We start from the raw sequence: 22,297 nt of genomic DNA, 5'->3' as shown, positions 1-22,297 counted from the left end.
TTTAAGATGATGAAGAAGAGTTTGTTGCTATTGTTACTTGGTTTTAGTTTGTTTCAGCTTTCGGCTAAAGAAGGCATGTGGATACCGATTCTGCTGGAAAAATACAACCTGGCAGAGATGCAGGAAATGGGTTTTAAACTCACTGCCGACGATATTTACGATGTAAACCATTCGAGCATGAAAGATGCCGTAGTAATTTTTGGCGGCGGATGTACCGGAGAACTGATATCGGATGAAGGTTTGCTGATTACCAACCACCACTGCGGATATCGCCAGATTCAGTCGCACAGCACGGTAGAACACGATTACCTTACCAACGGTTTTTGGGCCATGAGCCGCGACGAAGAACTGCCCAACGAACGATTAACGGTAAGTTTTCTGGAATACATGGAAGATGTTACCGACAAGGTACTGGCAGGAACCGAAAACCTGGATGGCGAAGCAGCAGACAAAAAGATAAATGAAAATACCGATCGCATTATTAAAGAAGCCCGTAACGACGGGAAATTTACCGCGTCGGTAAAACCGCTTTTTTATGGCAACCAGTATTTCCTTTACGTTTATAAAGTATATAAAGATGTGCGTTTGGTAGGTGCACCACCATCGGCCATTGGCAAGTTTGGCGGCGATACCGACAACTGGATGTGGCCACGGCACACCGGCGATTTTTCGCTGTTCCGTATTTATGCCGATGAGAACAACGAACCGGCAGAGTATTCGCCCGATAATGTGCCGTTTAAACCCAAAAAATCGTTCCCGGTTTCGATGAAAGGTATCCTGCCCGGCGATTTTACAATGGTTTTTGGTAACCCCGGAACCACCATGCAATACTGGCCACACCAGGCGGTTGATGTAACCATGAACCAACGCGATCCGGACCGCATAATGCTGCGCGACATAAAGCTTGATATTATTGGCGGCGATATGGAATCGGATCCGAAAATTCGTATTCAGTACGCGGCAAAATATCAGTCGATAAGCAATTCGTGGAAAAAATGGCAGGGCGAAATTAAAGGTTTAAAACGCCTCGATGCCGTAAATAAAAAGCTGGCTTACGAAGAAGAATTCAAAAAATGGACACAGCAAAACAACACCTGGGATAACACATACGAACCGGTTTTTAATGCATTTGAAGAGCTGTACACCGACTATGCAACATACATAAAAGCATACGATTACTACCGCGAAATTGTAATAAGCGGAGTAGAGGTGTTTAAGCAGGCACGTACCGTCAATTCTATCATTAATAACATTGAGAACGACCAGGGTGAAAGAGCCGAAAGTATTCGTTCGGCTATGCTTAACGGGCTTCCCGGATTTTATAAGGATTTTAACCAGCCAACCGATGACGATTTGTTTGCCGCACTTATGCCCGAGCTGATTAATGGCCTCGATGCCTCGTTTTTACCTGCCGAAGTGGTGGAAACAATTAAGCAGAACGACCGGGAGAAACTTATTAAAAAAGTTTATCAGAAATCGATATTAACCGATCGCGAAAAGCTGGAAGACCTGCTGAAAAACGGATCGGAAAAACAATTGTTGAAACTGCGCAAGGATCCGTTGATTGCGATGTACAATCAACTAAACTTTATTTACGAAAAGGATATTATTCCCGAGGTTCGGAAGATCAGCAAATCAATCGACGATAACATGAAAGTGTACATGGCCGGATTGATGGAAATGAAAAAGGGACAGGCCTTTTACCCGGATGCCAACCTTACCTTGCGTGTGGCCTACGGACAAGTGGAAGGTTATGAGCCAAAAGACGGAGTGAAATACAAATACTATACAACGCTGACCGGGATAATGGAAAAAGACAATCCTGAGATTTACGACTACGATGTACCGGATCGTTTAAAGGAGCTTTATCAGACAAAAGACTTTGGCCAGTACGAAGTAAACGGCGATGTACCGGTTTGTTTTACGGCCTCAAATCATACCACCGGTGGTAACTCGGGCAGCCCTGTTGTAAACGGTAACGGCGAGTTAATCGGGGTGAACTTCGATCGTTGCTGGGAAGGAACCATGAGCGACATCATGTACGACCCGGAGCGCTGCCGTAATATTTCAATCGACATTCGGTATGCTCTTTTTATTATCGATAAGTTCGCCGGAGCGGGTTATTTACTGGATGAAATGGAGATTGTGAAATAAATAAACAGTCGTTTTGGATTAGGCTCTAACACCAATTTTTAATCTTTTTTGAAGGCAATATCATCCGTTTTAACCTCCTGACTTTTAAAAAATGGAATATTTTTGTGTTCGACCTGTGTGTACATCGATGGTAATTTTTTATTCAATCGGGAAGGGATAAAAAATACCGGGATGTTTGAAGGGGACTTTCAACAAAGAAGCCGAAACCAGCTAACTTTTAAATTGCTAAGAGTGGGGTTTATATGATAAAACTGATTAAGAAAAAATATTGGGCTAAAATTCTCCTACTGTTTTGTACAATCATTATTCCTGTGGTTTCGTTTGCCGAAAACATCGACCTGATATATGCAGATCCGATTCCGGATAAAGAATTTAAGAGCAAAAACAGTACATGTATTGTTCAGGATGATAATGGTTTTATCTGGATTGGAACCAACGACGGATTGTATTGCCTTAAAGGAAACAATTTAACCAGCTATTTATCGGGAGGAACAGATAGTACCAGTTTATACGATAACCGTATTCAGAAACTGTTTATCGATCAGTCAGGTTTGCTTTGGGTGATATCAATGAGGGGAGTATGCACCTACAATCCGTATCTGGATAACTTTAACCGTATTCTGAATGGATTTGAATTGGAGGATGATGAGTTTCATCAAATTTCGGTTATAAACCAGGATCAAAATAACAAGATTTATATAGCAGTAGAAAGATCAATTTACAGTATCGATCAGCAGCAAAATAAACAAGAAATTATATACCACAATCCCGAACTCAGGATTACAGACTTTCTTTTCGACGAAAACAATAACATCTGGATTGCTTCAGAAAACCGGGGTTTGATTTATTTTAACACCACGGATGGGACAAGTAGAAGTTTTGTTGCCGAAAAAACAGATAGCAGAAGTATAAGTAACAACAGTATTCACGATATTTCTTACGATCGAACTTCGAAACTGTGGATAGCGACCTATGGAGGCGGTATTAATGTTTTAAACACCAAAACCCTTGAAATAACACGTTATGGAACAGACAATACCTATTCCGATTATGTGTTGTCGACCTATATCGACAATCAAAAAAATGTTTGGGTTTGCGATTTAGGTGGATTGCGAAAGTATGATAAAACATCCGATACTTTTGCGAACATAGAAAGCCTTAATAGTTCAGGAGAACTGATTGAAGAATTTCCTTCTCAAATACTTCAGGACAAACAGGGAAATTACTGGACGGTAAATGCGCTCAGTGGTGTAGGACTAAGATATCCGGCGAAGGGGATAAGCGTTTATGATGAAAACCGGGCAAATTTCTGGCATACGATTAATAATAATATCTCTGTGATCGCTTTCGATGCGAATAACGTGTGCTGGATTGGAAATGGTAATGATGGTGTTGATGTTTTTGATTTTAAGAATAAACAGCACAGAGTTTATCATTCCAACCTGAATGATGCCAACAGCCTGGGGCTGGGAGCCGTTCTGTGTTTATACAACGACAGTAAAAACAGAATGTGGGTGGGTACCAATCTCGGAGGCCTGCAGTGCTACGACCCCGAGAACGACAATTTTATCACTTATATGAACGATCCGTCTGATTCATTATCAATTTCGAATAACGACATCAGGGGACTACAGGAAGATGCCGATGGTAATTTCTGGGTGATAACGCATGGAAAGGGAATTGATTATTTTAATTATAAGGAGCAAAAATTCTATAATTACAACGTTGCGAAAAACGAATTATCAAGTGACTGGCCATTCCAGCTTCTGCTTGATTCGGATGAAAATCTGTGGGTAGCAACACCCAGTGGAATTAGTGTTTTGAAAAAAGGGGACAAAAAATTCAAAACCTACTACCATGTACCGGAATATTCCAATACAATTCCCAACGATTACATCAATTGTTTGTTCGAAGATTCAAAAAAGCGTATCTGGATTGGCACATTCTCGGGATTGTGCAAATACAACCCGGAAACTGATGATTTTTATCGGGTTGATCCCGGGTTTCCGGTGCAGAATATTTGTTCTGTAGAAGAAGATCAAAACGGAAATTTGTGGGTGGGTTCAGTTACCGGAGTAACTGGTTTTAATCCTGATACCGAAAAATTAATCACTAACCTTGATGAAGCGGACGGACTTCCTCCCGGTAGATTTAAACCGGGGTGTAGTGCTAAAAATGCAGAGAATGTGCTGTTTTTTGGAGGAGATGAAGGAATCGCCGCTTTTGATCCGGAGAAACTGGTTTTAAACACCGAGGTGCCCGATGTATATATCAGTGGAATTTTCCTACAGCATAAGAAAGTGGAGAAGTTTGGAGAAAATGAAATGCTGGAAAAGAGCCCCTTGTTCATCGATGAAATAAATTTGAAACACAACCAAAACACCATCGGTTTTGAATTTTCATCAACCAACTACGTGGATAACGTAAAAAATAAATTTAAGTACAAACTTGAGGGACTTGAAGATGATTGGATTGAAACCAATCATCCTGATGTAACATACAATTACCTGCCACATGGAAATTATGTGTTTAGGGTTATAGCGGCAAATAACGACGGTGTATGGAATAACGAGGGAGCATTGGTGAAAGTGGAAATTCAACCGCCATGGTGGTTTTCCTGGTGGTTTATTTCAGGCATAATTATATTCCTTGTTTTTCTGGTGATTGTAATTTTCAGGTATCGCGTGGCTATGCTTAAGGCTGAAAAGCACAAACTGGAAGAATTAGTGCAAAACAGAACCAAGGTACTAAACGATAAAAACCGTTTGTTGGAGCTTCAGAAAGAGAAACTCCACGAAAAAAACACCTTGCTAAATCAGCAAAAACAGCAAATTGAAACACAGGCAAATAAAATTGCTGAAGTGGCAGAAAACCTCTCTCAATTAAATACTGAGCTAACCACGGCGAATGCTACAAAAGACAAACTTTTCTCCATAATTGCCCATGATCTTATAAATCCGTTTAATGCAATTTTAGGTTTCTCGGATGTGTTAAAAGAAGGGCACCAAAGCATGGATGAGGAAAACAGAATGGAGATAATAAAGCATATACACGAATCGTCGCACAATGCTTTTGATTTGCTGAACAGTTTGCTGCACTGGGCCAGAAGCCAGGACAAAAAAATTGAATTTAAACCGGAGCGTATAAACATTGCCGAAATCTTTTCAAATGTTATGGTTGAAGTTTCGTCAACGGCATTGAAAAAACAGATAAAAATTGAAAATAAGCTTGAGAATCAGGAGCTGGCAATATACTTCGACAGGAACATGATTATGCTTATTTTGCGAAACCTGTTGATGAATGCCATAAAATTTAGCAACAGAGAAAGCAGTATAATTATAAATGCGGTTCAAACAGTGGAGGATACGGTACAGTTCTCGGTAAAAGATTTTGGTGTTGGAATGCAGCCCGAATATGCAGCCGCCATTTTTAGTGATGACATGAATATAAATGTTGCAGAAGGCACAAACGGCGAGATAGGGGTTGGGCTCGGACTTTCTTTATGCAAAGATTTTATAACCAACCATAACGGCGATATTTGGGTTGAAAGCGCACCCGGAAAAGGAAGTACCTTCTTTTTTACAATTAAGGGGGAACAATAAAATCAAGTCTGCGAATTCCTTGGTGTCAGTTAATTGCCAAAAACGTAAATAATGGAAAGTTGCTGCTGTTGATCAAGCGTATCCCAGTCAACAAAATGCATTGACACGTTAAATTTTCCTCTTATCTTTTCGTGATTGATAAAATACCAGATTAGGTCGGTACGCGAATAGTTTTTTGCCCGGTAATACGGATCGCCATAAGCAAATTTATGTCCGGCACCCAAACTCATTACCGATTTTACGCCAAGGTTTTTATAACGCATATTGGCTTCGGCGAAAAAGCTGGTGGCTGTTTCGTAACCATCGGTAACATTTCGCTCGCGATATTGCGATGTAAGCATTCCCATTTTTAAATCTCCCTGAACAGCAATGGTTTCAGGTGTACGAACGCCTGCCTGAAGGGCAAATCCCATATAATCTTCAATATGTAATGGCGGATCGTTGTGCAGCGTGTGGGCATTGTGAAACATCAAAAGGTAATTCTGCAAAAACAGGTTTTTAAAAAAGATTTCGCCTGAAAATCCGGCCATAAACTGCTCGCGTTGTGTTTCGGTTTGGCGGCCAACCCAGTCAACAAAACCATTCTGATGGCCCCAGTCCCAGCTTATTTTTCCATACAGACCTTCAATATTGGGTTGATAATATTGTAAAGTGTCCGTTAGCATGGCCAGCGGAAAATCAATTTTATCGCGGCGCGGAAAGGCTCCAAAAGCAAACAATTTGTTTTCATCCTGAAACTGGTAATACAAAGTCAGTTTTGTTTTTTGTGCATCCAAATCGCTGCCAAATTCCAGCAAGTGGCTTAATCCTCCGCGCAAGTGATGGTTGTCGATATCAACACCTACCTCAAAGGCACCGCGGCTTCCCATAATGGTTTGCGGGTAGGCATAAGGCGGCGAAAACTCGCGGTTATCGCCAATACCTTCAAATAATACCTGGTATTTAAATTCCTGAGCGTGGGCTAAAAATCCCATAAATATCAGTAGTAAGAGTAGCGTTTTTTTCATTCTGAAATGTTTGTTGCGAAAGTAATAAAAGCTTCGTCAATTGATAAATTGAAAAGCGGTTAAATTGTTAAACTGTTCAGCTGAAGAACTGTAATCTGTGACTGAAAACTGCGACTTCAACTTTTCATCCCAGCGAGAACATACTGCCAAATTGTTAATCTGAGACTGGAAACTGCGACTGCTAACTAACTTAGTCACACAAAATATAGTTGTCTTTGCGTGGATTGATAACCATAACAGGTAGTTTCCCGGCTCCTTTAATCACCTTTCTTTCGGGCAATCCAATCAGCAAGTCAAGCGGGGTAATATTCGAACTTCCCAAAATTACCAGCAAGTTACAATCGGAAGCAAGGGCCAGCTCAAGCGCTTCAAAAACATTGCGTAAACTCGATTTGCTTCCTCTAAAACGTTTATGTACGATCTTAAACTTTTCGTACAATTTACGCGTCAGTTCTGTATTTTTCAATACATTCTGTTTGGCTTCCCGGGTTTTGTCGTTTGCCGAAATGGTAACGATTTGGGCTGCATTAAACCGGCCAAAATACGAGCACCACAGCGAACTGTCGCTTATTTCTTTGCGCAGGTCAATGGGTTGTAGCAGGTGGTTGTAATCCATAATTTTCGACACGGGGTGAACAAACAAAAAAGGAATTGAAGTCTCTGCAAGCGCGGTTGAATAGTCTTTAAAATTCAGCGAATTTACTACCACGATTATGGCCTCATAATCTTCGGCAAGCAGATCGGTAAGCTGCGTTTGACTCTCGGATAACAAAAGTGTTGAAACTTTCTGTTTCGGGACTTCCTGTTTTACAATGGCCGCATAATTCTGCAATTTTTGCTTAAATTCATCGTGCTGCTTTTTTTGTTTTGGGCGGTAGTTATAGAGTAAACAAAGCTCTTTTTTGAAAATAGAAGCCAGTTTTAATCCATGAACGATCAGGCCCTGATCCGAATCTTTCAGCTCGGTAAACACAACTATTTTCTGCTCTTTGCTAACGGTCATTCTTGTTTTTCACGTAAAAATAAGGTTTTAAGCCATGCTTTTATTTGATGTTGAAAAAAATCAGGAAAGGTTAACATGTATTTACCTACTTTTATGCTGCTAAAGCGCGAACTATGATTAACGAAAAACTGCTCAGACCCAACAGTATTGTGGTTGTTGGTGCATCGAATAATATTGCAAAACCCGGTGGAAAGATTATTAAAAACCTGCTGGATAACCATTTTGCAGGCGATCTTTTTGCTATCAATCCCAACGAATCAAAAATTCAGGGAATTCCGGCTTTTCCCGATGTGGCGGAGCTTCCGGAGGTTGATTTGGCTATTTTGGCCATTCCCGCCAAATATTGTTTGCAAACCATTACCGACCTGGCGGAGCAGAATAACACCAAAGCTTTTATTATCATTTCGGCAGGGTTTGGCGAAACCAATGAAGCGGGTAAAGAACTCGAACAGCAAATTGTAAAGGTTGTTGAGGAGCACGATGCTTGTTTGATAGGGCCAAACTGTATTGGCGTGATGACACCCTGGCATGCCAGCGTATTTACCACGCCTATTCCTGAGCTGACTTCCGAAGGTTGCGATTTTATTTCCGGTTCGGGAGCCACAGCCGTTTTTATTATGGAATCGGGAATTCCGAAAGGTTTACGTTTTGCCAGTGTTTTTTCTGTCGGGAATAGCGCACAAACCGGCGTTGAAGATGTTTTACCCTACCTCGATGAACACTATGTTGATGGGGAAAGTCCGCGTGTAAAGTTGCTTTATATCGAGAATATTAATGATCCCGATAAATTGCTGTATCACGCCACTTCGTTAATTAAAAAAGGATGCAAAATCGCTGCTATTAAAGCCGGAAGTTCATCGGCCGGAAGCCGTGCAGCATCGTCGCACACCGGGGCACTTACCAGTTCGGATGCCGCTGTAGAGGCCTTGTTCCGCAAAGCCGGAATTGTGCGTTGTTATGGTCGCGAGGAATTAACAACCGTTGCCAGTGTGTTTATGTGTAAAGAACTGCAGGGAGAGAAACTGGCAATTATAACACATGCCGGTGGACCCGGTGTTATGCTTACCGATGCCTTGGAAGACGGTGGATTAAAAATTCCGGAGATAGCTGATTCGGAAGCAAAAACTGCTTTGCTGCAAAAATTGTTTCCCGGATCATCGGTGGAAAACCCCATCGATTTTCTGGCAACAGGAACCGCAGAACAGCTGGGACATATTATCGATGCCTGCGAGAATGATTTTGATGTTGACGGAATGGCGGTGATTTTCGGAAGCCCGGGATTATTTCCGATTGGCGATGTTTACGATGTGCTTTCCGAAAAAATGAAGGTTTGTAAAAAACCAATTTACCCGATTCTTCCATCGATTATAAACGTAAAAGACGATGTTGCCCACTTTTTATCGCGGGGCAATGTAAATTTCCCCGACGAAGTGTTGCTGGGACGAGCGTTAACAAAGGTTATGAATACGCCACAGCCTGTTGCAGAAAGAGAAGATTCGCAGGGTATTGATCCGGAGGCAGTTAAGGCCGTAATTGCCGGGACGAAAAATGGCTACCAGCCACCGGAAGTGATTCATAAACTGTTTGATTTGGCAGGCATTCCACGGGTGAAAGAAATGGTGGCTAAATCGGAGTCGGAAGCAGTGCTGGCTGCCATGAACATCGGTTTTCCGGTGGTAATGAAAGTGGTTGGGCCGGTACATAAAACCGAAGTTGGCGGCGTAATCCTGAATGTTCGGAATGTTACCCAGGTACGCAAAGAGTTTCATCACCTGTTTCAGATCGAAGGAACCGAAGGAATTTTGATTGCCCAGATGGCTGCAGGCACCGAACTGTTTTTGGGAGCTACTTACGAAGAAACTTTCGGGCACGTTGTTTTGTGCGGAATGGGCGGTATTTATGTGGAAGTGATGAAAGATGTGGCCTCGGGTCTGGCGCCCCTTACACACAGCGAAGCACGTTCGATGGTTACCAGTCTGAAATCGTACAAAATACTAAAGGGATTTCGCAAACAGGCAGGAGTGAATATCGATAAGTATTTGGATATTATTGTGCGCCTGTCGTGGCTACTGCGTTTTGCCACCGAGATAAAAGAGATTGACATTAATCCGCTGTTGGGTAACGAACAGGAAATTATGGCTGTTGATGCCCGTATCCGGATAGAACATTAAAAAATGGCTGCAATGAACAGAAAGTCACGAAGATTAAGACTCAAAATCTTAATGTTCTTCGTGACTTTCTGGTTTATAATGATAGTCTAAATACGTCTACAGCTCACCGGGAGGAATAGCTGCCGGAACTACGTTTTTAACCGGTGGCAGACTTTTCAGATAGGCAAAAATAGCCGAGACATCTTCGTCTTTTATATCCCTGAAATTTTCAACCGGCATTGGTGGTAAAAGTTTTCGGGTTCCGTCAAGGCCTTTAAATTTACCTTCTTTCATTGCTTTTTTAAACTGTTCTTCGCTCCAGGTGCCAATACCTGTATCATCGGGCGTGAGGTTGGCGGCAAACGACATCCCCCATGGCCCTGCACTACCTGTTAAATCGGGATAAAAGGTGGCAAAACCCTGCGCGGTCATTTCTGTATTTAAATCGAGTATTGGGCGGTCTCCCGGGTAGCCCGATAACAGCAACTCGGGAATTAGCTCCGGCCCGTTGGCGCCCATTTGTTTGGGCGAATGGCAATCGTTACAACCCATTATTGTTACCAGGTACTGGCCACGAGCCACCAGTTCTTCACCGGTTAATTCGGCGGGGTAAGCTTCAGCTGCCGCCGGTTTCGATCCGTTGGTGCACGAAAAATTAACAAGGGCCAGGCACATGGCTCCAAAAATCAGCAAGACAAAATTGTTTTTTTTCATAGTTCTTACTTTAAATTATATTTCATAAATAGTTTCCCATTCCACTAAAGCAGGCTGATTTTGGATGTTTTTTTGGTTTAAAAAATGTGCAGCGGGATAATGGAAATCAATTTACACCTTATTAAGATTAATTCAAAATAAAATGTTAAAAAGGATTTACTGGAATGTGGGTAGTTCATCCTTGGAATTGATCAGATATTTCTAATTTGGCGTATTGAAAATACAAGTGTATGCATAAACATGTGGCCTTAAATGGCGATGATCTGGCGATGGATTCGACCTTTATAAAACAGCTTCTGAAAGGGGAGTGTTCGGAGCATTTTCCTGAATTAAAAGGAAAAAGGGGAGTGTTGTTTTCAAATACAACGCTGGCGAAATTTATCGAGGAAGAATTCAGGCATGATAATTTTGAGTTGACCAAAAGTTATGGCCGCAGCATACGCACCTTGTCGAGCGGAGAGCAAAAAAAGGCGCTACTGGAATTTCTGATGGACAAACAGCCCGGTTTTATTATTCTGGATAATCCATTTGATGCATTGGATGTGGCTTCAGTAAAGCACCTAAAAGCACAATTGGAAAGCATTGCCAACAAAATGACCGTGATACAGGTGTTTAAACGAAAATCGGATCTGTTGCCGTTTATAAAACATGCCATGCGTGTTGATAATGGAGAAGTAGTTTTTGCCGATGGAATAAAGCAATACCTTGAAAAATATGAGCCGGAAGCGGAGATGCATTTTTCAATCGAAATTCCTGGGCCTTTGAACGGGCAAGATGTGAGCTACAACGAGTTAATAAAACTCAGCGATGTTTCGGTTAAATACCGGGAACGACAAATACTAAATAAGATCAACTGGACGATTAAAACCGGTGAATTTTGGCAATTAAAGGGACCAAACGGATCGGGGAAAACCACCATTTTAACCATGATAAATGGGGATAATCCAAAAGCTTTTGGGCAGAACATTGAATTGTTTGGCCGCCGCAAAGGAACGGGTGAAAGTGTTTGGGAAATTAAAAAGAAGATTGGGTATTTTACGCCATCGATGATGGAACTGTTTAAACGCCGCCACACCGTCGAACAAATGGTAATCTCCGGTTTTCACGATTCCATTGGATTGTATCATCGGCCAAGCGAAATACAAAAACATGTTGCTAACGAATGGTTAAAGGTGCTGGGACTGGCCGATAAAGGTAACCGGGCTTTTGTCGATCTTTCACAGGTGCACCGCCGGATGGTGCTGATTGCCCGTGCCATGATAAAACATCCGCCACTGCTGATTCTCGACGAGCCATCAACCGGACTCGACGATAAAAGTGCGGCGCTACTGTCGGCGCTAATCAATAAAATTGCGGCAGAAAGTCAATCGGCCATTCTTTATGTATCTCACCGTACGGAGCCAGATTTAAAACCCACGTTTGTTTTTGAACTGAAACCCACAGAGAATGGTTCGGTGGGAGAGGTGGTGATGTAAGTGTTATACGCCTGATTATAGTCCGTACTAATTGAATAGGTAAAAATCGGGCTTAAAATTTTACAGTTGATTTATAAAATCGCATAATACATCTTCACATTGTTTTAGTGAATTGTGATGTAAACCGTCAATACGGTCCGAAAACTTATGCACCACATTCAAAAAATGCGGAATATCATCGGAGGTTAAATGAACTGAAGGAATTCGCTCTGCTTCAAAAACTCTTGTATCAGTCGACGAAACAAATGATTTCAGAGGTTTGATATTATATTTTATGAAATCAATTACCGTTTTATCAATTTCTGAAAACTCAGGTTTATTTACAAAACGACTACCGGTAAACAGTTTCCAGTTAAAAAATAAATCGCGGAACACCAATCCATATCCACTTCTGCTATTGTGCATTACAGCTAAATTCCCTCTTCCAACACCATCAAGGCATATAACCTTTGTGATTTTATAGTTTTGCTTTTTTGCATGTTCAATAAATCTTCTGGCACCAATTACTCCTTTTTCTTCTTCGGTGGTAAAAAGAAATGCCACATTTTTATCTTTTAGGTCGGACTTTACTTTTTGAATTACATTTAACAAAACAGCTACAGAACCGGAATTGTCGAGCGCACCTTCATATTGTCGGAAATTTTGAAATAGAATATCATAGTGTGCCGTAATCAGGACAAATTCATTTCTCGAGCCTGGTTTTATAAAAATGTTACTTGTCGGATTTGTTACATTTTTATAGGGTACGCTCATGCTGGAATACTTCACTCCGATTGAATCCAGGTAGTTCATCAAATAAAACATCCTTTTGTTGTTTGTATTTAATTTGGATATCGAGTCGTTCGGTACGTTCATAAAATCTAAAATTCCGAATTGTTCTTCCCCGTTTAGGGCCGCAAGGTCATACAGAACCTTGTAGTTTCCATTGTGGCTTATCGTGTCGTTCGACTTCTGTTCATAGTTTATCGAGTTGATTCCGAAAGCTGCTATATCCTTTAAAGCACTGCCATTTATTACCATAAACGTAATAATCCACAAGAGAAAAATGTAAAGTATAAATTTGAATGTTCGCTTTAATTTTCTAATAAATTTCATGATCAACGTGTCTGGAATAATGATCTGAATCCAAATGTAGTGCGCTTTTAATATTCAATTTCTACAACTGTTTCAATTCTTCGTCTTTTTTCTATCGGTTTAATGAAATCAATTCGATTAAAATATTTATTGCCAACTTCAAGCTTGAATGAGTTTGGATTAAGTTCCAGTATTTTATAGGATGACCGCTGTTTGTCGTTCGAAAGAATCAGTGAGTCGTTTATAATTTTATAACCGAAGCTATTTCCATCAAAAAGAAATTCGCCCAGTTTGTTTGTAATCGTAAATGTTGAATCGCCTGAAACCGAAATATATGAGTCGTCGGTTAAGAAACTTTTCACGGAGTCATGATAAGCCACATTTTTAACCTGATAACCCATTATTGAATATTCACAGGGTTCAATATACCGCTGCGAATTAGTTTGGTTTTTATTATTACAAGCAGTAAAAAAAAGAATAACGATTATAAACAGATAAGATTTCATGTTCGGGTTTTTCACAGTGCGTTTTGGTTGATTTTTCTGGTTGTTTTGGTACGTTTTGTAAGTCATAAATAAAATGATTAAAATGTTTATTGCGATAAAAAATGTTTTCAGGTACGATTGCGTTTCAATATCGGCCAAAAATGAGTCCCATTGATCGCCAACGAACTGGTTGGTGTTTTTAACAATATATTTCAACCGAAGAAAGTTTATTGTTCTGAAAATAAAAAATATCACCAGCCAGATGATCTGTGTTTTTAAGATTTTTTCACCTAAACGTTTAACACCACGGATTTTATTTTTTTGTATTGACCACAATATCAGAGGGACTAAAATGGCCAAAAACGGATTTATTACACACAGAATTGGAGAGAAGGCAAGAATTAATAAAAAATTGGAATTCTCGTTGGGTTCCCACTCAAGCAGATAATCAGGAGAAACACCCAGGGCTGATGATAATCTTTTTAATGAATCTCCAGAAGGATTTCGATTTTCATTTTCAATTCGCTGAACCGTTCGGATACTTAGTCCTGAAATTTCAGCAAGAGCCTCCTGAGAGTACCCTTTTCTTTTTCGAAGTGCTTTTATGTTTTGTGCTAACTGATTATCGCGCATCGTTTACTTTTTGTTAAGCAAAACTAGTAATAATCAATTATTTCTCTTTGAAAATCATTACGACAATTTTATGACACATCTGCGAAGTTGTTTGTTTACAGGCGATTGCGTAAGCGCATTTTATCCAGCTTAATTTCCGCTTATGATTAAAATTGTTCAATAATAGAAATAAATACTATGTAAATCAAACAGGGAGTGAAATCATAAAATAGCTTTTCGATGATGAGTTTTACGATCTTAGCTTTTTACCGCTTTTACCGAATACACCAATGGGAACTTATTCTCCAATCCTTTAATTTTATATTTTCCTTTTTCAACCTCAACTAAATTTTCGAGGCAATTGTAGGGCGAATAGTTGTATTCTTTAAAGTCGGTAATCGTGAGGCCGGCTTTTATCAGCGAATCGATAACGGTGCTTAAACCATGATTCCAGCAAACCGATTTTCCCTTAATTGGCGCATCATTATTAGTGTATGTGCCTTCCAGTTCTTCTACAATCGCGTCCGATTCCATATAGTCAAACTCCACCCGCTTAAAATCGTAGCTGAACATCCATACGATGGGATGAAATTCAACAAACACCAGTTGCCCGCCGGGTTTTAGGAAATGTTCGATAATTGCAGCCCACTTTATCATGTCGGGGAGCCAGCCGATTACACCATACGAAGTATATACGATATCAAATTTTTCATCCAATACTTCGGGCAATTTGTACACATCGCTTTGAATGAACTGAGCGTTGGTTCCGACCTGTTCGTTCAACTCCCGGGCTTTTTCAATGGCTTTTTCCGAAAAATCAACTCCGGTTGCCTTTGCGCCGTGCCGTGCCAGGGAAATAGTGTCTTGCCCAAAATGACATTGCAGGTGAAGGATCTTTTTACCCTCAATATTCCCCAACAAATCAAGTTCAATGGGATTTAATGAATCTTTTCCTTTTACAAATGCTTCAACATCGTAAAAATCCGATTTGTAATGAACGTCTGTTTTTTGGTTCCAAAGTTTTTTATTGATATTGATATAATCCATTCGATAGCGATTGTGCGTTTATAATCAGCCTCAGCGGAAGCTTTTCATTTAATCGCTAAGATAAAATATTATTTTTTTCGCTTTTCTTTCTTTTTCCGAAATACCATCCACCAAAGGAAGAATCCGCTAATAATTACCAGCATAAGGCAAATACCCGCCAGTGGAACGAATAAAATATAGAAACTGCCCACCAGGTGCTCGAAAATGCGGCCGGTGTGTATTTCCAATGCCACATTCCACAACGACATGGACGAAGCTTTACGTACTTCATCTGGCATGGCTACAAACGTCTCCGGCTCGTTCTGTGCATTGAGTGCGATGGCACCTCTGCTGTAGTCGAACCACCAGCTTTTGTGCCCCGATTGTACAAACCCGGCAACGGTGTTGGCGCCGATAGGGCGCACCATTCCTTGAGGGGTTTGGTAAGGCTTCCCGGTAAACAGGTCGGCAATCATTCCGTTTTTCGTATTCCAAACAAACATACCGCTAAACGATCCAACCATCAGGTAGTTATCGCCCATTGATTCCAGTACATTACAACCCATTACACTTACCGGAGGCTGAACCGGGGCAGGGATGAGTTTGTCGCTAAGGCTTTCATCAGCAAAGAAAAAACCATCAACGGTAGAGAATATATAACGTTGGTTGGCAGCATCCCAGTGGATGCGGCGCAGCTTATCGAACCACGGATTCGGGCTGTCGAGATGCGTGCCCGGAATAATGTTCACTTGCTTGTTGGCGATAGGAATTAACAAGGGCGGACGCAGGTGCATCCCCGAAAAGGTATTGATAAGCAGGAACAGCGCAAATACATAACCCACTACGTTATGCCAGTTCAGGTTAAGCTTTTTAAACCTTACCAGTTTCTCAACGGATCCCGTTTCATCTTCAGAAATCTTCAGATTTCGCTTACCCACTAGAGAGGGAAGGGGGTGATCAACTTTTCCAAATTGAACCCCGATTTTTTTCTTCCTTCGTTTTATCCATTTTGGAAAGAAAAAGTGCAGCAGCCCGGTTACTGAAAGCAGAATGGTTACCAGCCCCAGCAGGTCGACAAACAGTTTTCCTGCAAGTCCGAACAACTCTCCGCTGTGTAATTCCCAAAAGGTATTGAACAAGCCGGTTTTGCGTTGATAGTTTACCGGCTCGGGTAGTTGTATTTTTTTGAAATTTAGCCCATCAGTACTTTCCAGCAAATAATGCCGTGTAAGTACCAGTAAGGTATTGTCTTTTATTTCCAGGTCGGCAATACGTTCTTTATCCACCGGTATTTCCAGCTTTTGCCAGAAGCCGTCTGTTTTGCTTCGTTTGTATAAACCCAGGTGTGTTCCGGCAAAAAGTTCCTCATTAAACTGAATGACGGAATAGATCTTCCGGTTGTCTATTCCTTTCGGAAATCCCTGGTTAAAATCTTCAAACTTTTGAAGATCACCATCTGTCTTCCAAACACCGATGTTTCCGTACAGCAAATTGGCACCTTCCAATTGAACGGAACCACGAACCGCCGCCAGGTTCCAGTTTTTGTAGCGGTAATTTTTGGGCAGCAGGTTTCTGGAAACATCAACACCGGAAAACAGTTGCCGGTGGTTCATTACAATTCCTGATGCGGCAAAAAGAATGGCGATAAAGGCAATTATTATTGCCGGCCATTTATGTAGTTTCTTAAAGGTCTTTATCCAATTTTTTCGGGCCATACGGTAGTTCTTTGTTGCGCAAATATGTTTAACATTTGCAACTCGTGTTGTAACAATTGGTACAAAATGGAAAACATACCGCTTGCAACATAAAGTCATCAACGATTCCTAATTTGTATTCATTATAAAGACAAAACATGACATTCCTAATTGTATAAAAACCTCAAAGTAATACTTTTGTTGGCTTCGAAAATTAAACCAAAATGCAAAAAAATCTATTCTTAGGAGTTGAAGCCATCGGCCAGGGAGCCATTGATGGCGGAATTTCAGGGGTTTATGCCTATCCCGGAACTCCTTCAACCGAAATAACCGAGTTTATTCAGGAGAATGAACTTGCTCTTCAAAAAGGTATTCGCAGCAAATGGTCGGCCAACGAAAAAACAGCTTACGAAGCTGCTTTAGGAATGTCGTACGCCGGAAAACGCAGCATGGTTTGTATGAAACATGTGGGGCTTAACGTGGCTGCCGATGCATTTATCAACTCAGCAATCACAGGTATTAACGGCGGTTTGATTGTTACGGTTGCCGACGATCCTTCGATGCACTCGTCGCAAAACGAGCAAGACTCGCGTTTCTATGGTAAGTTTGCTATGATTCCGATTCTGGAACCGAGCAACCAGCAGGAAGCTTACGATATGGTTCGTGAAGGTTTTGAGTTGTCAGAAAAACTCGAAGTTCCGGTGATGGTGCGTATTACAACCCGTTTGGCACATTCGCGTGCCGGAGTAGTTCGCAGTGAGGTCCTGCCCGAAAAAGAGGTGCTTTTACCAGCTGATCCAAGTCAGTTTGTTTTGCTGCCTGCCATTGCCCGCAGAAGATACAAGGGGCTACTTGAAAAACAGGAGCTGTTTGAGAAGACGGCAAAAAAATCGAAATACAACGAATACATAAAAGGCGAAGACAAAAGCTTTGGAATTATTGCCTGCGGTATTGCATTCAATTACCTAAAGGAGAATTATCCGAAAGGCGATTGTCCGTATACCGTACTGAAACTTTCGCAATACCCGGTTCCTCAAAAATATTTGGATAAAATGGCTAAACATTGCGAAGAGGTACTGGTGCTGGAAGAAGGTTATCCGGTTGTTGAAGAGCACATAAAGGCTGCATTCAAAAAGGATATTCAGGTTTCGGGGCGATTAAGTGGTGCTTTGCCACGCGACGGCGAACTGAATGCCGACCTGGTAGCCAAAGCACTGGGAAAAGAAACACAGCTTGGTGCCGATGTTCCGGATCTGGTTGTAAACCGTCCGCCGGCATTGTGCCAGGGATGCGGCCACCAGGACATGTACAAAGCGCTGAACCAGGCGCTTGATAAATATACCAAAGGACGCGTTTTCTCCGATATCGGTTGTTATACGCTGGGTGCATTGCCACCGTATAAAAGTATATACTCGTGTGTTGACATGGGCGCTTCGGTAACCATGGCAAAAGGTGCTGCCGATGCAGGTTTGATTCCTTCCGTAGCTGTTATTGGCGACTCAACTTTTACGCACTCGGGAATAACAGGTTTGCTTGATGCCGTTAACGATGAGGCAAATATCGTGGTTGTTATTTCTGATAACGAATCGGTATCGATGACCGGTGGACAGGAGTCTTCAGCACTTGGAAAGATAGAAAGCATTTGTGCCGGAGTTGGTGTTGATCCAAATCATATTCGCGTATTAACTCCACTGAAAAAATACCACGATATGATGGTGCAGACTTTTGAAGAAGAAATTGCTTACGACGGTGTGTCGGTAATTGTTTTTCGCCGCGAGTGTATTCAGGCAGCGGCAAAACGTTTGCGCAAGGAAAAGAAAATGAAAGATAACCCCAATAAATAAGTAAAAATGAAGACAGATATAATATTAGCCGGAGTTGGTGGGCAGGGAATTCTTTCCATTGCATCGATTATTGGCGATGCAGCCATTAACGAGAATTTGTTTTTAAAACAGGCCGAAACGCATGGAATGAGCCAGCGTGGTGGGGCAGTACAGTCGCACCTGCGTATTTCCGATTGCGAAATTGCTGCCGATCTTATCCCGATGGGTAAAGCCGATTTGATTTTGTCGGTGGAGCCTATGGAAGCTTTGCGCTACCTGCCGTTTCTTTCGCCCGAAGGGTATGTGGTAACCAATACCACTCCTTTTATCAATATCCCGAATTACCCGGATGTAGACGCTGTTTTGGCAGAAATAGAAAAGCAACCGCATTTTGTGGCGATCGACGCTGATAAAATTGCCGCAGAAATTGGCAACAAACGTGCATCGAATGTGGTGATGTTGGGAGCAGCTACTCCTTTTCTGAATATTGAACCGGAGAAAATAGAAGCCGGAATTGCACATATTTTCAGTAGAAAAGGCGAGGCCGTGGTAGAAATGAACCGGAAAGCTTTTAAGGCCGGTTTGGATTTTGCAATGGCTAACAAATAGAAAATTAATAACAATCTATAATAAACCCATTCCGGACAAGTGTTCGCGAATGGGTTTTTTTATGGAAATTCCTGGTTCTTATGCGCTATCAGTAATGCTGACTAACTCCGGCATTTATGCCGGAGGTTTGAGCAAAGGCCCAACGGGGCTTTAGCCCTTCATCTTGGCAAATCCATATTTCTTGATGAATTCATTGTACTCTTCATGCCATGATTTTTTGGAATGATGCTTTTCTTGGTTTTTTATGTACTCTCGAACGGCATTGATTTGTGATTCACTAACCGATACTGCAAAATACTCTTCGGACCATTCAAATTTACCGGAACACAGATTGTTTTTGTTTATCCAAAATGAAGATTCTCCTTTCAATAATTGAATTGACTTTGAAAGTGTTTGATCTGCACTCAATGATAAAATACAATGGATGTGTTCTTGGTGACCGTTAATAAAATCAAGGTAAATTCCTTTTTCTTTTGCGTTTGCTTTAATGTGCCCAAGAATAACCCCTTTGTTCGATTTATTTAAAAATGGAACTCTATTCTTTGTTTCCCAAACGCAATGTATCCAGATTCTTACGTATGCCATAACTTGAATGGTTGAGGGCTAAAGCCCGTGTCATAGGTAATGATTTATCCCCGACATAAATGTCGGGGTTAGTCAAAATTAAGTCTTTTATTTGCCGATACCAATTCTATTAAACCTATGGTAATTACAGATTAGTATATGACAGCTTTTTTATGTGTAGTTTGAAATCAAAATAAATAAGCACTTTTGAGATTCAAATTGTAAATACAACCTTGGGCAGGCCTGTAAAATTGCTAATTTTGAGGCTCGTGATTAAGACAGCAACATATTATTTCTTATTAGATTACTTCTGTTTTTACCCGAAGGGCTAATTCGCTTTCTTTGGGTGTGCAATCATTGTTCAATCAACAAAAACAACTAATCATTTTCGCAATGAAAAAATATTTATCATTAACCGCTATTCTGTGTCTGATTTCCATTTCTTTAATGGCACAGGACGACAACAAAGTCACTGCAAAAAAATCATCGATCGAACTTTACGGTTTTATCCGAAGCGAGTATTATTACGATTCCTACAAAGGACTTAACGCTGCCCAGGACAATTTTTACCTTTTCCCGCTTTACAAAGGAGAGGATGCTGAAGGGAACGATCTCAATCATCAGGGGATTCATGGTTTTACCGCCATGGCAACCCGTTTTGGTTTTAACATTACCGGACCTGAAATTTTAGGAGCCAAATCATCTGCAAATTTCGAAACCGATTTTGCCGGAATTGTAAGCGAGTATCCCGAAGTGTTGCGTTTGCGAAAAGCATATGTAAAACTCGATTGGGAAAAATCATCGTTACTGATCGGGCAAACCTGGCATCCCTTATGGAATGGCAGCGGTGCCTTTTATCCGCAGGTAGGAGGTTTAAATACCGGTAGCCCTTATAACCCATTTAACCGCTCGCCACAAATCGATTTCGATTATAAACTTGGGACTAAAACAACACTGTCGTTAACAGCGCTATATGAGCAGCAGTATGCCTCTCCGGGATTTTACGATGTGCCAAATACCAACTGCAAGAACCTTGCAAAGCGTAATGCCGGAATCCCTGAGTTGGTGGCCGGATTGTACTACAACGACAATGGAATTAGCCTCGGAATTGCTGGTCAGTTTAATGCTATAAAACCTATTGACGTAACTGAAGGTACAGACGGTAAATTTCAGAGCGATGAGCTGAACACCAGTTATGCCGTAATGAGTTATGCGGGTTACAAAAAAGATAAATGGTTCTTTTTGGTAAAAGAACTGGTGGGACAGAATTTGTCGAACATGCTGATGATTGGCGGTTACGGTGTAAAATCTTACGACGACAGAACCGGAGGAATGACCTACACCAACTATACCACATCAACTACTTTGGTGAATGTGGTTTACGGTACACAAAAGCAGCTGGGCCTGTTTGCCGGCTTATCAACTAATTTTGGTACAAAAGATGCCCTGTATAATTTCGATGGGGCAGCAAAAACTAAAGGTTTGATGCCAACCATGAAACAGGCATGGCGAATAGCTCCGTATTACGCATATAACTATAAAAACCTTCGTTTTGTAGCAGAATACGAAATTGATTCGGCTGATTACGGAACCGGAACTTTCGATTTCTCAGATGGACTTTACGACGATACGGTAAACGCCATCAACCACCGGATTCTGTTAATGCTGACCTATAATTTTTAAAGGATTACGCAAAAAATTCTGGCAGAAGGAGTTTGAAACCCCGGGGAAGAAAGATCGACGGTAGGCACAGAATAAAATAACGGTACGGGTTTTGAGCGAATTGAAAATATGATTTCCGTTGGTGAATGTTTACCCAATAAACTTTAATTTTACGGAAACCATGTTGAATAAACTAAAAAACTACAATTATGGCATTTGAAATATCTGTTTTTCTCGAAAACAAAATCACCCACTTTGAGGCGATTACCGCGCTGTTGAAAAAAAAGGGAATCAACATTCGAACGCTTACTTTAAATAATATGGCGCACGGATGGGGCGTATTAAGTTTGCTCGTCGACCATCCTGATGAAGCCTATAAAATTCTTACCGACCACGGAAATTCTGTGGCTATGAAAGAGGTGATTGCGCTTGAAATGAAAGACGAAGCGGGTGGTTTGGACGAGATTCTGGTGAAGATCGCACGTGCCGGAATTCACATCGAAAGTGCTTATACGCGACTTATTGGCGAAAATAATATGGCGGTTCTTTTACTTGAAGTTCCCGATGTTTTGGAGGCCATTCGTCGTCTGGAAATCAACCATGTTAAAATTCTTGACGACAAAGTGGTTTACGGAAAATAGCA

At 41.2% G+C, this 22,297-nt stretch carries 16 protein-coding genes; 8 read left to right on the top strand and 8 right to left on the bottom strand.

All coding sequences use genetic code 11. From position 1 onward, the window contains the following. Nucleotides 1–6 precede the first annotated feature (6 nt). Entirely contained in the window at nt 7–2,154 is a 2,148-nt protein-coding gene (locus tag LH29_RS10925) for a S46 family peptidase (protein WP_045029561.1), read from the top strand. A gap of 242 nt (nt 2,155–2,396) precedes the next feature. Then, entirely contained in the window at nt 2,397–5,756 is a 3,360-nt protein-coding gene (locus LH29_RS10920; RefSeq protein WP_045029558.1) for a ligand-binding sensor domain-containing protein, read from the top strand. A gap of 29 nt (nt 5,757–5,785) precedes the next feature. Here the strand turns inward: LH29_RS10920 and LH29_RS10915 are convergent, their stop codons facing one another. Continuing rightward, nucleotides 5,786–6,763: a hypothetical protein gene (locus LH29_RS10915; protein WP_045029557.1), complete on the bottom strand. Its 978-nt coding sequence runs from the start codon at nt 6,761–6,763 to the stop codon at nt 5,786–5,788. Nucleotides 6,764–6,953: 190 nt separating this feature from the next. Then, nucleotides 6,954–7,766 carry a hypothetical protein gene (locus LH29_RS10910; protein ID WP_045029556.1) on the bottom strand — a complete coding sequence of 271 codons (813 nt, stop codon included), beginning with the start codon at nt 7,764–7,766 and terminating at the stop codon, nt 6,954–6,956. A 113-nt stretch (nt 7,767–7,879) separates the two neighbouring features. On the opposite strand from LH29_RS10910, the gene LH29_RS10905 reads away from it, so the two are divergent. Then, nucleotides 7,880–9,937, top strand: coding sequence for an acetate--CoA ligase family protein (locus LH29_RS10905; protein WP_045029555.1), 2,058 nt, complete (start codon nt 7,880–7,882; stop codon nt 9,935–9,937). A 96-nt stretch (nt 9,938–10,033) separates the two neighbouring features. Here LH29_RS10905 and LH29_RS10900 read toward each other — a convergent pair whose 3' ends face one another. Beyond that, complete coding sequence (locus tag LH29_RS10900) at nt 10,034–10,630, bottom strand: c-type cytochrome (RefSeq protein ID WP_045029554.1); 597 nt, start codon at nt 10,628–10,630, stop codon at nt 10,034–10,036. 230 nt (nt 10,631–10,860) lie between these two features. On the opposite strand from LH29_RS10900, the gene LH29_RS10895 reads away from it, so the two are divergent. Then, nucleotides 10,861–12,105 carry an ATP-binding cassette domain-containing protein gene (locus LH29_RS10895; protein ID WP_052670791.1) on the top strand — a complete coding sequence of 415 codons (1,245 nt, stop codon included), beginning with the start codon at nt 10,861–10,863 and terminating at the stop codon, nt 12,103–12,105. A gap of 60 nt (nt 12,106–12,165) precedes the next feature. Here the strand turns inward: LH29_RS10895 and LH29_RS10890 are convergent, their stop codons facing one another. The 4 genes from LH29_RS10890 to LH29_RS10875 all read right to left on the bottom strand — a co-directional run bounded on the left by LH29_RS10890 (nt 12,166) and on the right by LH29_RS10875 (nt 17,017). After that, complete coding sequence (locus LH29_RS10890) at nt 12,166–13,200, bottom strand: M20/M25/M40 family metallo-hydrolase (protein ID WP_045029551.1); 1,035 nt, start codon at nt 13,198–13,200, stop codon at nt 12,166–12,168. 47 nt (nt 13,201–13,247) lie between these two features. Further along, nucleotides 13,248–14,297, bottom strand: a complete 1,050-nt coding sequence (locus LH29_RS23805; protein WP_052670790.1) for a helix-turn-helix domain-containing protein — start codon at nt 14,295–14,297, stop codon at nt 13,248–13,250. A 237-nt stretch (nt 14,298–14,534) separates the two neighbouring features. Further along, nucleotides 14,535–15,323, bottom strand: coding sequence for a class I SAM-dependent methyltransferase (locus tag LH29_RS10880; RefSeq protein ID WP_045029549.1), 789 nt, complete (start codon nt 15,321–15,323; stop codon nt 14,535–14,537). A 68-nt stretch (nt 15,324–15,391) separates the two neighbouring features. Beyond that, nucleotides 15,392–17,017 carry a PepSY-associated TM helix domain-containing protein gene (locus tag LH29_RS10875; protein ID WP_045029547.1) on the bottom strand — a complete coding sequence of 542 codons (1,626 nt, stop codon included), beginning with the start codon at nt 17,015–17,017 and terminating at the stop codon, nt 15,392–15,394. Nucleotides 17,018–17,220: 203 nt separating this feature from the next. Between LH29_RS10875 and LH29_RS10870 the strand changes: the two genes are divergently transcribed. Together LH29_RS10870 and LH29_RS24595 are read left to right on the top strand one after the other, a co-directional pair. Further along, the gene (locus LH29_RS10870) at nt 17,221–18,840 is read left to right on the top strand and encodes a thiamine pyrophosphate-dependent enzyme (protein ID WP_045029544.1); all 1,620 of its coding nucleotides are present in this window, start codon (nt 17,221–17,223) and stop codon (nt 18,838–18,840) included. Between the two features lie 6 nt (nt 18,841–18,846). Next, nucleotides 18,847–19,428 carry an indolepyruvate oxidoreductase subunit beta gene (locus LH29_RS24595; protein ID WP_045029542.1) on the top strand — a complete coding sequence of 194 codons (582 nt, stop codon included), beginning with the start codon at nt 18,847–18,849 and terminating at the stop codon, nt 19,426–19,428. 150 nt (nt 19,429–19,578) lie between these two features. Here the strand turns inward: LH29_RS24595 and LH29_RS10860 are convergent, their stop codons facing one another. Beyond that, nucleotides 19,579–20,013 carry a transposase gene (locus tag LH29_RS10860; RefSeq protein ID WP_045029539.1) on the bottom strand — a complete coding sequence of 145 codons (435 nt, stop codon included), beginning with the start codon at nt 20,011–20,013 and terminating at the stop codon, nt 19,579–19,581. Nucleotides 20,014–20,385: 372 nt separating this feature from the next. On the opposite strand from LH29_RS10860, the gene LH29_RS10855 reads away from it, so the two are divergent. After that, on the top strand, nt 20,386–21,675 hold the full coding sequence (locus LH29_RS10855; protein ID WP_045029536.1) for a hypothetical protein: 1,290 nt from the start codon (nt 20,386–20,388) through the stop codon (nt 21,673–21,675). A gap of 188 nt (nt 21,676–21,863) precedes the next feature. Next, entirely contained in the window at nt 21,864–22,295 is a 432-nt protein-coding gene (locus tag LH29_RS10850) for a hypothetical protein (protein ID WP_045029533.1), read from the top strand. Nucleotides 22,296–22,297: the final 2 nt, after the last annotated feature.

Origin of the sequence: Draconibacterium sediminis (assembly GCF_000949475.1) — a bacterium.
GTDB lineage: Bacteria > Bacteroidota > Bacteroidia > Bacteroidales > Prolixibacteraceae > Draconibacterium > Draconibacterium sediminis.
The sequence above is the reverse complement of the archived record's forward strand: the minus strand, read 5'-3'. Positions and strand labels throughout refer to the sequence as shown.